10 protein-coding genes are annotated in these 13,293 nt (G+C 32.2%); 6 read left to right on the top strand and 4 right to left on the bottom strand.

Translation table 11 applies throughout. From position 1 onward, the window contains the following. Positions 1–5: 5 nt before the first annotated feature. The 4 genes from ILYOP_RS10915 to ILYOP_RS10900 form a co-directional block, all read right to left on the bottom strand. Positions 6–464 carry a tripartite tricarboxylate transporter TctB family protein gene (locus tag ILYOP_RS10915; RefSeq protein WP_013388569.1) on the bottom strand — a complete coding sequence of 153 codons (459 nt, stop codon included), beginning with the start codon at positions 462–464 and terminating at the stop codon, positions 6–8. A 243-nt stretch (positions 465–707) separates the two neighbouring features. Then, positions 708–1,664 carry a tripartite tricarboxylate transporter substrate binding protein gene (locus ILYOP_RS10910; RefSeq protein WP_013388568.1) on the bottom strand — a complete coding sequence of 319 codons (957 nt, stop codon included), beginning with the start codon at positions 1,662–1,664 and terminating at the stop codon, positions 708–710. A 264-nt stretch (positions 1,665–1,928) separates the two neighbouring features. After that, the gene (locus tag ILYOP_RS10905) at positions 1,929–2,705 is read right to left on the bottom strand and encodes a hypothetical protein (protein ID WP_041921281.1); all 777 of its coding nucleotides are present in this window, start codon (positions 2,703–2,705) and stop codon (positions 1,929–1,931) included. A 200-nt stretch (positions 2,706–2,905) separates the two neighbouring features. Beyond that, entirely contained in the window at positions 2,906–3,568 is a 663-nt protein-coding gene (locus tag ILYOP_RS10900) for a FadR/GntR family transcriptional regulator (protein WP_013388566.1), read from the bottom strand. A 413-nt stretch (positions 3,569–3,981) separates the two neighbouring features. On the opposite strand from ILYOP_RS10900, the gene ILYOP_RS10895 reads away from it, so the two are divergent. The 6 genes from ILYOP_RS10895 to ILYOP_RS10870 all read left to right on the top strand — a co-directional run bounded on the left by ILYOP_RS10895 (position 3,982) and on the right by ILYOP_RS10870 (position 13,291). Next, the gene (locus ILYOP_RS10895) at positions 3,982–6,027 is read left to right on the top strand and encodes a helix-turn-helix domain-containing protein (RefSeq protein ID WP_013388565.1); all 2,046 of its coding nucleotides are present in this window, start codon (positions 3,982–3,984) and stop codon (positions 6,025–6,027) included. 244 nt (positions 6,028–6,271) lie between these two features. Beyond that, on the top strand, positions 6,272–8,080 hold the full coding sequence (locus tag ILYOP_RS10890; protein ID WP_013388564.1) for a sodium:solute symporter family protein: 1,809 nt from the start codon (positions 6,272–6,274) through the stop codon (positions 8,078–8,080). 43 nt (positions 8,081–8,123) lie between these two features. Beyond that, positions 8,124–10,193 (top strand): DUF4962 domain-containing protein, encoded by a 2,070-nt coding sequence (locus ILYOP_RS10885; RefSeq protein WP_013388563.1) that lies wholly within the window; start codon positions 8,124–8,126, stop codon positions 10,191–10,193. An 18-nt stretch (positions 10,194–10,211) separates the two neighbouring features. Beyond that, positions 10,212–12,104 (top strand): heparinase II/III domain-containing protein, encoded by a 1,893-nt coding sequence (locus ILYOP_RS10880; RefSeq protein ID WP_013388562.1) that lies wholly within the window; start codon positions 10,212–10,214, stop codon positions 12,102–12,104. Positions 12,105–12,134: 30 nt separating this feature from the next. Next, positions 12,135–12,470, top strand: coding sequence for a cupin domain-containing protein (locus ILYOP_RS10875; RefSeq protein ID WP_013388561.1), 336 nt, complete (start codon positions 12,135–12,137; stop codon positions 12,468–12,470). Between the two features lie 68 nt (positions 12,471–12,538). After that, positions 12,539–13,291 (top strand): SDR family NAD(P)-dependent oxidoreductase, encoded by a 753-nt coding sequence (locus ILYOP_RS10870; protein WP_013388560.1) that lies wholly within the window; start codon positions 12,539–12,541, stop codon positions 13,289–13,291. The last annotated feature ends 2 nt before the right edge of the window (positions 13,292–13,293 follow it).

The raw sequence follows: 13,293 nt of genomic DNA, 5'->3' as shown, positions 1-13,293 counted from the left end.
AGTTTCTACATCAAAAGTCCTGTAGGAAGGCTTATTAAGAATACAGTTCCAAATATAAAGTAGATTACAAATGAAAAAATAACTGAAACAGCTATTTTCGTTATTAATTTCTTTACTCTGAAAATTTGAAGAAATATATAACAGAAAACAATTGTACTTATTAAGTATCCGAATACCATTATTGAAAATCCATATGCTAGAATTAATACCATTCCGAGCAGAGGTTTTTTAATATCACTATTAAAAACATCACTGACTTTTGAGGTTAGGCTCTCATCCTTTACAGCGGATATAATTAGTAAAACTGATAAGATAATTGTTGCAGCTGCAATCAGTTTTGGAAAAAAACCTGCACCTAATCCTGCATCTACAATTAAAGTTTGTTTAAAACCAATGGCCTGAATAAATATAAAAATGCTAAAAATAATAAAGATAATACCTGTTACAATATTTATTTTTTTCATCCCTGACTCCTTCTTTTATTTATTGTTTCTTCATAAATTCCAATTGGAAAATTATTTTCAATGTTATTTTTTTTTAGATAAATCTTTAAGTTTATAACAGATTAAGCTAATAGCAGATGAATAAATCAAATGCTATTAGCTTAAAGTTTGAATGAAACCAGACTAAAAAGTTTCACTTTTTTACAACTTCTAACTCCATCAGTCTGACAGTTAAAAGAGAGGTTTCATTCTATTAAGTTTTTCCTATTTTAAAGCATCTACAATTTTCTTTATAGTTTCTTCATCACTTTTAACAAAGTTAGTAAATTCTTCTGCATTCATATATCTGATTGAAGTATTTGATTTTGCCATTATACTTTTGAATTGTGGATCATTAACTGCTTTATCAATTGCTTCTGATAATTTTGCTTTAACTTCGTCTGGAGTCCCTTTAGGTACACCTATTCCTCTCCATGTTCCTGAAGTAATGTCAAAGCCTTGCTCTTTTAAAGTAGGAACTTCACTTAATTCAGGGTGTCTTTCTGTATCCATAAGCCCAATTGGTCTCAACTGACCTGATTTGATTTGAGATATTGCCTCACCTGGAGTTACTATAGTAAAGTCAGTATGACCACCTAGAACTGCAGGAATCGCTTCAGATGCTCCGTTAAATGGAACGTGATTGAATTTAATATCTTGATCAATTTCAATTCCTAATACATAGAAATTTGGTTTAGCTGTACTTGCCATTTTAACTTTCCCTGGGTTATTTCTAGCATCATCGAAAAGATCTTTTGCTGTTTTATATTTAGAGTCTTCTTTAACAAGTATAATTGCAGGTTCAAGGTTTATAAGTGCTAATAAGTCAAAATCATCTGATTTGATTTGAGCAAGACCCATAAGTGGTAGAGATACTATCTCTCTTGTAACAACTGTAAGAGTATATCCATCAGCTTTTGCCTTTGCACCAGTTGTCATACCTACCGCACCAGATCCACCTGTTCTATTGGTAACAACCACTGGTTTACCTATATGCTTTTCCAAAGAGTTAGCAAGTGTTCTTCCAACAGTATCTGTTCCTCCACCAGCACCAAAGGGCACTATCATATCAATATTCTTCTCAGGGAATCCCGCAGCAGTATCCTTTTTACCGCAACCTACAAAAGCAATAGATTGAATTAATAAAACAACTAACACAAGTACTGATGACAATTTTTTCATTTTTATTCCTCCTTAAGTTCTTAATTAAACATCATACCTTTCAATAACAATGTTAACCTCAAACTGTTTAAAAGTCAACAAAAAGTTTTAAAAAAACACATTTTCACCTTAAAAGGTGTTACCTTTATCCCTCTAAAGCCCAAAAGATGATACTTTAAAACGGTAGTTTAAAAAAAAATATGACTTTTAAAAAGACATTTATCTTTCCAGATATACAGGTTGTCTGCTTTCCCACTTCCTATAAGTTGATATTCTTCTCTGCATCTAACCCATAAAGATCGGTTTGTCGATCTCTTTTATTATTTTTATTCCAGGCTTCCCGGTTACTTTTTCAAAAATAAACGATTGTTGCAAGTCTCCCATCAAAAGCAGGTCGTATCTTTTTGAGTATTCCAAAATAACATTCGTTATATCTCCGTCTTCATAAAAACACTCTATATTTCTACCTGCTTTGTTAAAATAGATATTAACGTTTTCCCGATCTTCCTCTCGGACATTTACTGAAATTGAATCAATTGTTTTTACTTTTTCAAAAATCCCCATAAAACTAAACAAGGATTTATAGAACTCAAAACGGTGATCATTGGCCACTAATATTTTTTCAAATGAATAATTTTCCAACTTAGGTACAAATATAACCGGCCTGTAATGATTTTTGAAAAGAGCTTTTAATTCATGACCTATATCTTTTGGTTTTGATATTACAAGGACATCGAATAACTTCATTTCTTCTAACAACACTTCAGCAAGGTCTCCTGACCGAATATAAAATTTACTGTCTCCCATAAGAGATAAAAATTTCTTTTTAATTTTTTCCTTTTTCTTTTCTTCTGCTTCTTTTTCAAAACGAATTGTCTTTTCAATATATTCCCACTCAGTAGAAGTCGGGTAGTAACCCTTAAGATAATCATATTTCATTACTCCCTCTATAGGCTTTACAAATAACCCCACAACCTCTATACCACTGTATTTTTCCTTAATAACCTTTGCATACCTGGTTAAATATTCCACTTCCTCTTCATTCTGAAAGCTGACCAACATCCTATTAAACAACTTAATCACTTATCCTTTCCTGCAAAAAACAGACAAACCACACTAAAAAACAACAAAAATCTTCTTCGTAACATTTACACTGTAATATTCGGTCAATTTAGAGAAACACCTTTTGTTTTATCAAAAAATAAAAAAAGCCCGACAAAGGATGTTCTCCTTTACCATGGCTTTGACAGTAAGACATTTTATTATTTTAAAACTGCCATACTTTCTAAAAAACTCGACTCTTCATAGGATACGGCAAGTTTTTTATTTTTAGTTTCTATTGCTTTATAAAGTTTTTCGTGATGAGCACATTTTTCTTCTAAGGGTATTTCAGAATACTGCTCTCTTGAAAATTCTTTTAAAATCGAATACAGTATATTACTCATGAGGTAAAGGGTTTTATTCCCACTTCCTCTTGCTATGGTTTTATGAAATTCCATATCGAACTCGATAAACTTTTCCCTGTCTTTTACCGATTCTAACATTTTCATGTGAAGACTTTTTAACTCATTAAGATCCTTAGGAAGCATATTCTCTATAAAGAGTTCTATAGCCAAAATATCCAGTTGCATTCTACATTGGAGAATCTCATAATAGGAAGTCTCACTAAAAGCGATCAAAGGTAAAAATGTATTGAGCAAACTCTCACTGTCTATTTTATTTACATAAGTTCCATCACCTGGTTTTTTCTCCAACATGTTGAGACCTACCAGTTTTTCCACTGCAGATCTGATAGAAGAACGGCTCACTCCTATCTCCTTTTCCAGGATCTTCTCAGAACTAATTTTATCTCCAGGGTTCCACTCTCTTGTAAGGATTTTTCTCTCTATATATTCAAGTGCCAGTACCGACGGTTTTTTCTTCAAAATGATATCCTCCTTTCATACATAATATTTATCCATAATAAAAAATTTAAACTCTTCAAAAAATTCCTCCTAATTATTTTAATACAATAGATTGAAAAATAATCAGGCAAAGATATATACAGATAAAGATATTTATACTATCAATTTTAAAAAAAATCAAATTAATTTTTCATTATAAGGCCTAAAGGAGCTATAACTCTTTAAGCTTAAAAATTATTTTTTTGTAAAAAATAATTGCTATACAAAGGTCAAAAAAACATCTTTTACAAGCTAATTTACTGACTTTTTAATGTCTAAAAAGCTAGAATATTTAGTTAGAAAGCCTAGGATTAAAAAAATAATCTGGTATAAAAATATAAATAAAAGATATAATATTAAGTATATGATTATTTCTTATAGAAAAGGGGTATAAAGTGAAAGAAAAAAAAAGGCAGAAAAAAATAGAAAAAACAATACTTTTGATATTATTTATCACAAGCTCTATTTATATAGTCTACAGTTTAGAAGCTCAGTGGAGAAAAGATAAGTCAGCTTATTTACAAGAAGCAGATAAATTTAAAATCAGATCTTTTAATGAAATATCTAGAGTAATTTCATTTTTAACTTATATACCTCAAAAATATGATAAAGAACGTGCTATAGCTGAAATCTCCTATAAAGAAAAAGTTGATCCTCTGGCCATTTTTACTATACAGCAAAAATTAAAATCAGACTATTTTATATTCAGTAAAAATAATAGTAATTTATCAATAATAGATAAGAAAAATAAAAATGTGGTAGGACCCTATGACACCTTTGAATTAGATGATTTTATAGAGGAAAATAATCTGCCTGAAAATATTTACGATATAAAAGGTTATAAATCAAAGGGAAAATATTTTTTCATAAAACCAAGTCTGAGAAAAAATATTTATTATCTTTTAACTATAAGTGATGATTTTTTTGAATTAAATGCAGAAAATAAAAGGTTTGGAAAATGGTATTTTATATATGACGGTAATTTGATAAATGCAGACGAAAAAACTGATAATAGTGAAATCCTAAAATTAGTAAAACCAAATAAAGGATTAGAAAACAATATACAAATTTATTATAAAGAAACAGAAACTTCAAAAGAAACTAAATTAACCGGTCTTTTGAAAAATATATTTTTATATTTATCTCTAAACTTGATATTCTTGAGTATATTAACTAAAATTTTGGTTAGTATCGCTTATAAGCCCATTATGAAAATGATGAGTAATTTTGGATATGAAAAAAATAAAGAAGACGATGTTCTAAGTTCTATGAATAGAGTCTACAGCAAACTGAAAACAGAAAATGAATTATTGAGAGAGATCAACAAAAAAACAGTTATATATACCAGAAATAAAGGTATGGTTGATTTTTTTAAGGGAATAATAAAATTTAAAGATTTAGATGATTCTGTAAAAAACAATATAGAAACATACAAAATTTTCTTAGGCCATGCAGAAATAAATGATTATTCTGATGAAGAAGCCATATCCTTTAAACAAGAAATAGGAAAATTCACCAAAGAAAAAAACGGATTATTTTTATTGATCGATAAAGACCTCATAGCTTTACTTATCCCAAGCGATAAATTAAACAGGGACAAAATCAAAGGTTTGCTTGAGGATTTAGAAAGCAAATATGATATGGAGATAAATGGATTTTTAAGTAAAAAAGAATATAAAATAGAAGAATTATACAACCAATACAACGGTTTCATGAAATTTTTAGACTATAAATTCCAGTTGAGAAAGAAAAAAGTTATATCTGAGGATGATATAAGTGAAAATTCAAAGGATTATTATTATCCTATAGGGGTAGAGCAAAGACTTATAAACAACATAATCAATAAGAGAATCGATGATATAAATAAGATATACGAAGATATCTTTTATGAAAATTTCCAACAAAGAAAAATCTCCAGTGTTAGATTTGAAAAATTAAAAGTATTGATAAGCAATACAATCAGAAGAATACAAGAAAGTATTCCATCAGAAAAACGGATAAGCGAACACCTATTTAGTGCTATAATCGAATCTGAATCAGTTGATATACTGAGAATTAATGTGGATAAATCAATTAATTCTCTACTAGAGACCTTACCCAAACCAAAGGATAATACAAATAATGTTATTAATGATAAAATAGATGAATTTATCAAATTAAACTATGCAAAAGATATATCTTTGCTTGATTTTGCCGAATACATGGGGGTAACTCTCCAATATGCCAGTAACTTATATAAGAAAGTTAAAAACGAAACTTTTAATAAATCTTTGAGAAAATATCGGATAGAAAAATCCATAGAGTTATACAATGCAAACAATACATTAAGAATAAAAGATTTAAGTTCAATGGTAGGATATACCAACACAATGACCTTTATTAATAATTTTAAAAGGGAAAAAGGACTGCCTCCAGGTAAATTTTTTGTAAATAAAAATTAAGTATACTGCATAAAATAGATAGCGTATTTTTAATCTTAATTTTGATATACATTTTTTAAAGTCAATAAAAACAAGGCTTAAAGGGTATAGAAGTAAAATTCTATATCCTTTTTTTATTGGGTTAAAAATGAGATATTTAATTTTATATGTATTGAGAGTAAGCTTATTGTATAGAAACAAATCACATTGGTTATTTTTAACGAGTGGTCTCATATTATATGATGAAAATCAGGAGGTAGCGAAAATGTCGGTAGATATCAGTGTAGTAATAGTTTATTTTGGATTCTTAATATCAATAGGATACTTCTTTAGAAAATTTGCTTCAAATTCCACAGGTGATTATTTTGCTGGTGGAGGAAAAATGTTGTGGTGGATGGTGGGATCAACGGCTTTTATGACACAATTCAGTGCCTGGACATTTACAGGAGCAGCAGGAAAAGCGTTTACAGATGGATGGACAATAACAATCTTATTCTTTGCCAATGCAGTTGGTTATTTGATGAACTATCTGTTTTTCGCAGAAAGATTTAGACAGTTGAGAGTTGTTACTCCTATGGAGGCTATAAGACTTAGATTTGGAAAAGTCAATGAGCAAGTTTTTACATGGATGAATATAATCCCAAGTGTATTAAGTGCAGCAATATGGTTAAACGGTTTGGCAATATTTGTAGCAGCAGTATTTAAAGTTCCTATGACTTATACTATTATGGCAACAGGTGGAGTAGTTTTACTTATGTCACTGACAGGTGGAGCATGGGCAGTTATTGCATCAGATTTTATGCAGATGGTGACTATAATGGCCGTTACCGTAATTTCAACTATTGTAGCAATTGTTAAAGGTGGGGGAGTTACACAATTATTACACGATGGAATGCCTGCAAACCCAATAATGGGAACTGGAATTAATCACTTTTCACTCTTTGTAGTGTGGATTGTATTTATAATGTTAAAACAGTTCTTTGGAACCAACAGTATTGTAGGAGGAGCCTATAGATATTTCGCAGCAAAAGATTCAAAAAATGCTAAAAAAGCAGCAGGACTAGCTTGTATCTTAATGGCTATAGGACCGTTAGTATGGTTTTTTCCAGCATGGTATGTTGCAGGACACTATCCTGATATAAGTACTTGGGGATTGGATAATTTAGGCGGAAAAGTAAAAGATGCCGCTTATCTGATATTTGTAAGAAATGAAATGCCAGTTGGTATGGTTGGACTAATGATGGCAGCTATATTCTCAGCAACTATGTCCTCAATGGATTCAGCTTTAAATAGAAATGCAGGAATTGTAGTTAAGAATTTTTACCTGTCAGTTTTAAAACCTGAAGCTCGTGATGAAGAGTTATTAAAAGTTGGAAAATGGCTAACATTATTCTTTGGTCTTTTAATAATTTCAGTAGCATTAATTTTAGCTTCATTAAAGAATTTAAGTTTGTTTAATGCAACAATGTATATCGGTTCATTGGTGGCATTCCCAATGCTGGTACCTTCATTATTAGGATTTTTTATCAAGAAAACTCCAGACTGGGCACCATGGGCAACAATAGCAGTAGGAATAGTTGTTTCTTATATAGCCGGTGTGGTTCTTACTCCTGAGATAGTAGAAAAGACATTAGGTTTATCAACACCTTTTTCTGGAAGAGAAGCATCAGATCTAAAAGTAGTCTTAGGAATCGCAGGTCACATATTTATAACTGGAGGATTTTTCCTAACAACGCAATTATTCTTTAAAGGATATAAAACAGAGAAAAGAGCAGAAGAAATAAATCTATTCTTTGGAAATATGGAAACAGAAGTTATATCTTGTGATATAGAATGTGCCGGAATTGACTGTGACCAAAGAAGTATTTTGGGTAAATTAATAATGACATTTGCAGGGGGAATAGCATTATTGTCGCTAGTTCCTAATCCAATGTACGGAAGAATAGTATTCTTGGCCATATCAGGAATAATATTTTTAGTAGGTTATGCACTGAATAAGGCTGCAGGACCTAAGAAAGTTCAGGAAGCAAAACCAACATCAGAGACAAAACCAGAAGGCGAAGTGGTTGTTTAAAAATAATTGCAGATAAAAAATTAAATGCCTGGGAGTGAAAATTTTGAATAGAAAATATTTATTTATAGAACAGGATATAGAAACACTTAGAGAAAAAATAAAAAATACTGACAATGGATTTTTTAAAAGACTTTACGAGCAATGTAGATTATATTCATCTGCCCAACTTACCGAAGAACACCCAAAGGGAAGCTCCACTTTCATGGGTATGGCAGCAGCCAATTTATCTCTTGCCTATATACTGACTAAACAGGACCATTATTTAGAAGAAGCCAAAAGATGGATATTAACTGGATGTAGATATCCTCACTGGGGTCACGCCCATTTAGTCGATGTTGACTTAAGCGCATCTTGGTTATTGTTTGGTTATTCAGTGGCCTATGACTGGATCAAGGATGAGTTAGAAAAAGAGGAAAGAACATTAATAAAGGATAAATTAATTTTACAGGGTGAAAGAATGTATGATTTCGCCGTAAAAACAAAAGGTGAAGGCTGGAGTACAGCCTTCTGGCAAAATCACAACTGGATAAATTTAACAGGTCAGGCAGCAGCAGGCTATGCCCTAGGTAAAGAATATGAACACTCTGAGCTATGGACTGAATATGCCAAAGAAAACTTTAAAATCGTATATGACGTAATGGCTGATGACGGAAGTGACTATGAGGGTGTTGTTTACTGGAGATACGGAGCTATGTGGTTGCTCATGTACGCTCACTTGTTAAAAGAAAGAGAAGGCTTCAATTACTTTGAACATAGCGGATTTTTACAAAATACTTTCTATTATAGGTTATACCAGTCAGCCCCTAATCTAGAAGAGATAATCAACTATGGTGATTGTCACGACAGAAGAAGCGGACATTCAGCGGCAATGTACTATAAGTTTGCCTCTGAATACAAAAATGGTCATGCTCAGAAATTGGCAAATAAAGTAAGAAATGAATTTTTATTCAGAGAACAGTATGAATCAGGTGTAAAACCGGGGATCTTACCTGAAGCATGGCTTGAGCTTATTTGGTCTGATTCAAGTGTTGAAGAAGAAGAATTTGATAATCTCCCCTTGGTTAAATACTGGGATGATCTAGGTCTTGTGGTAATGAGATCAGGCTGGGAAAAAGATGCCATTCACTTTTCTATCAAATGCGGGACTCCCGGAGGAAAGAAACAGTGGGAAAGATCATGGGAAATGGACAGAAAACTGGGATGGAAGACAAGGGGACTAAGCCACCAACACCCAGACAACAACAGTTTTATCTTAAATGCTTTTGATGCCTTCCTGGCAGTGGATGAAGGTTATAACAGAACGGTAAAAGCCAGCGAACACAATATAGTAATAGTAGACGGAAAGGGTTATGAACACGAAGGTGGAAATAACATATGGAAGGAAACTCCTTATGAAACAAAAGGAACTATGGATTTCACATCAAAAAACGGAATCACCTTAGCCTGCGGAGAAGCAGCCAAGATGTATGCAAAAGAATTACAATTAAAAAAATATTATAGAAATGTAATTTACACAGAAAACGGGCACTTCTATATGCTAGACGAATTAAGATCAGAAAAAGAACATACTTATACCTGGCTTATGAATTCAGATACTATATTTAAAAAAGCAGGTGAAGATAAGTATCTTATGGAAAACGGCCCAGCTAAACTAGAGGTATTTACACTTTATCCAGAAAAAAAATCGGTTTCTTCTAAAGAAACCAATGTAAGAGCAATAATGACAACACAGGAACCAGATAAGTATAGAGAAACCAAAATGAAGACAATGGTAATAGAAAATAGAGAAAAATCTAAAGATATGTATTTCTTCAACATATTAAAACCTCAAAGAACATTTGACGAAGAAGAAATCAGTGTATCTAAGTTTGCAGAAGATGAGTGTTTTGGATCTGTCATAGAAAGCAAGACTTACAAAGAAATATTTTTATTTAACCCTTTAAAGAAAAATATCCAACTGAAGAATATAAAAACAGATGCAAAGTGGGTTGTAATAGTTGAAAAAGACGGTAAAGTATCAAAATTTGGGATGAATATGGGATCTACTTTAATTTTCAAGGGAGAAAAGCTGGCAGAAAAAAATAAAACAGAAAATTTATTTTTAAAAAACTAAAGATAGGAGATTAAAATTATGGACTACAGCAATATAGGAAAATTAAAAAGTAGCATGTTAAAAAACAGATATCAAGAGATGCTGCAACATATGGGTGCTGAAGTTACAAATTTTTCAGATAAATTCAATGATAATTACAATAAAATGAGTGAATGGGGCCACATGTATTTTTGTGAAGAAGATGGAGCCATATTAGATTTTAATCTGGAAAAACCTCATATACATATCTGTACAGTTTGTGGAACGGAATATAAAAGCAGACAACTAGACAACGTATGGGTTTATTTTTATAGGGGAAAGGCCATACAAACAGCACTTAATGCAGCAGTGGTATATAAGGCAACAAAAGAGAAAAAATATCTAGAATATCTAGAAAAAATAATCGGTTATTATACAAGACATTATACTGATTTTGCAATTCATTCAAAAGATGCAGCTGTAGAAATTACCACAACAGGTAAATTGGGCTATGCAAGAATAATGCCTCAAGAATTAAACGAAGCTGTAATTGTTGTTAAAATTGCCAGAATCATGGAGATATTAAAAGAAGATCTTTCTGAGGAATTTAAAGAATCAGTGAAAAATATGTTTAGAGAAGTCTTTCAAATACTAGCTCCTCAGGTAAACAAAGTTCACAACAAACCATGCTGGTCTGTCTGTGCAATAGGATCTATGGGCTTTGTAATCCAAGATAAAGAGATGATTGATTTTGCATTTAACAGTGAATTTAATATAAACAGACAGCTAGAAGAGGGGGTAACCTCAGGAATATGGTATGAAGGGTCCATGTACTATAGCTTCTTTACGTTAGAAGGGATAGCAGATCTGTTGTTGTTTGCTAAAACCTACGACTATAAAGCACCAATTGTAGAAGCAACAGTAGAGTTAATGCTAAAGACTGCCTATGATTATGCATTTGATAACTTAATTTTTCCTAACCCTAATGATGGTTGGCCAGACATCAACTTAAAAACATTTTCATTCTTGTATCACCTGGGATACAAGATATTTGGAGAGGAAAAAATGGGGGCTTTACTTAGAAAAATTGAAAGATCAGATCTAGTGAGAAGAGATCCTCAGTTGGCTAAGCCTTACTATTATAACAATGAAATATCATTAGAAGAATTGCTGTTCAACAATGACTTTGATATGAATGGTGTTGTTTCTGAGAAATCAAATACATCTAATTTTGAAAGTTCAAATGTTGGAATCTTAAAGAATAACAATGTTAATGTATTTATCAAATACGGCCATCAGGCCAGAAGTCATGCTCATTCTGATAAGATGAACCTTGAGGTTACTTTAGGGGGAGAATTAATAAGCAGAGATCTTTCAAACTCTGGGTATGTATCTAAACTCTGCAATGAGTGGCATAGGGTAACGGCAGCTCACAATACTGTCGCTGTCAACGGCAAGAGTCATACATCTATATCCACAGGAAATATTTTAAAATTTAATGAAACTACTTGTCATGTAAGATCCGAAGATTTATACGAGGGTGTAATAGCTGATGTTAATTTTGAAAGAAAAATAGAACTGACTGAAAAGGGATTTAACGATCTATTCGAAGTGGAAACTAAAGAAGGAGAAACACTGGATTGGTTTTTTCATTTTGAATCTTCTGTAGAGTTTATGAGTAATCTAGAAACTAGTGACTTTAGCTTGGGATACAGTGAAGATGGATATCAGCATATAACTAATGTCAGAGAAGTAAAAACCAACGGCAAAACTGCTCTCTTAAAATTTAAGGCAAACAAGGTTGAGTTTACAGTGGAGTTAGATATGAATCACAAGAAATTAATCCTGTGTGATACTGTAGACAATCCAGTGGATAAAAAAAGAACTTCTATAATTTTAAGAAGTAACAGATCAAATGATACTTTTACTGCAAAGTGGGAAATAAAAAATTAATTTTAATAACAATTGAAACGGGGGTAAAAAATGGCTAAGAATTTTATCATAAATAAAGATGTGGAACTAGAAGTATTAAAAGATGGTTTATCTAGAAAGATACTTGCATACAGCGACGAGATTATGATGGTAGAGGTCAACTTTACGGCAGGGGTCGCCTTTGGAGAACTTCATGCCCATCCAGATCACGAACAAGTTACTTATATCAAATCTGGAAAATTCAAATTCACGATTGGTAATGAAGCACGAATAGTAACTGCAGGAGACTGCGTATATATGGAAAAGAACATTTTACACGGAGCAGAATGTCTAGAGTCAGGTGTTTTATTAGATACATTTACGCCTATGAGGAAAGATTTTTTGTAAATACACCGTAATATATAGATAGAGTATACTGTTATCGTTAAATTTTAAATATATCAAGGAGGAGACAAATGTTAAAAATAGCATTAATAACTGGAGCTACAGGCGGAATAGGATTTCAAGTAGCAAAAAGACTTGGAAAAGACGGATACACCGTTGTATTAAATGGTATAGAGGATGATATGGGAGCAAAAAGAGTAGCAGAACTAGAAGCTGAAGGAATCAAAGCTGAATATTACGGTTTTGATGTTACAAAGGAAGAGGAAGTCACTGCTAACATAAATACAATCGGAAACAAATACGGAAAAATCGATGTGTTGGTTAACAATGCTGGGGGATTGGGAGGAAGGTCTGGTTTTGAAGAAATGACTACTGATTTTTACAGATTTGTAATGGCTTTAAACCTTGACTCTGCTTTCTTTGCTTCAAGGGCAGCAATCCCTTTCTTAAAAAAGGGAGAAAATGCTTCGATCATTAATTTCACTTCAATCGCCGGTTGGAACGCCGGTGGTCCTGGAGCTGGTGTTTACGGTGTTTCAAAAGCAGGAGTTCAGGCACTAACTAGAGCTCTGGCAAAGGATTTGGCAGCAGACGGGATCAGGGTAAATGCAGTATCACCTGGAACAATCGACACTCCTTTCCATGATCAAATCAGAAATACTAAACCAGAGGTATTTGCTTCTTGGAAAAACAATATATTACTAGGAAGATTAGGAAAGGCTGAAGAGGTGGCGTCAGTTATTTCATTCTTAGCTGGAAAAGACTCATCATTCCTTACAGGAGAAACTATCCAAGTAACAGGTGGACAAGGATTCGGAATTTAATA

It is taken from the genome of Ilyobacter polytropus DSM 2926 (assembly GCF_000165505.1).
GTDB lineage: Bacteria > Fusobacteriota > Fusobacteriia > Fusobacteriales > Fusobacteriaceae > Ilyobacter > Ilyobacter polytropus.
The sequence above is the reverse complement of the archived record's forward strand: the minus strand, read 5'-3'. Positions and strand labels throughout refer to the sequence as shown.

What these genes read in the sequence shown, in the direction of transcription:
- ILYOP_RS10915 (WP_013388569.1), bottom strand. Translation starts at nt 464, where the DNA reads ATGAAAAAAATAAATATTGTAACAGGTATTATCTTTATTATTTTTAGC.
- ILYOP_RS10910 (WP_013388568.1), bottom strand. Translation starts at nt 1,664, where the DNA reads ATGAAAAAATTGTCATCAGTACTTGTGTTAGTTGTTTTATTAATTCAA.
- ILYOP_RS10905 (WP_041921281.1), bottom strand. Translation starts at nt 2,705, where the DNA reads ATGTTGGTCAGCTTTCAGAATGAAGAGGAAGTGGAATATTTAACCAGG.
- ILYOP_RS10890 (WP_013388564.1), top strand. Translation starts at nt 6,272, where the DNA reads ATGTCGGTAGATATCAGTGTAGTAATAGTTTATTTTGGATTCTTAATA.
- ILYOP_RS10880 (WP_013388562.1), top strand. Translation starts at nt 10,212, where the DNA reads ATGGACTACAGCAATATAGGAAAATTAAAAAGTAGCATGTTAAAAAAC.
- ILYOP_RS10875 (WP_013388561.1), top strand. Translation starts at nt 12,135, where the DNA reads ATGGCTAAGAATTTTATCATAAATAAAGATGTGGAACTAGAAGTATTA.
- ILYOP_RS10870 (WP_013388560.1), top strand. Translation starts at nt 12,539, where the DNA reads ATGTTAAAAATAGCATTAATAACTGGAGCTACAGGCGGAATAGGATTT.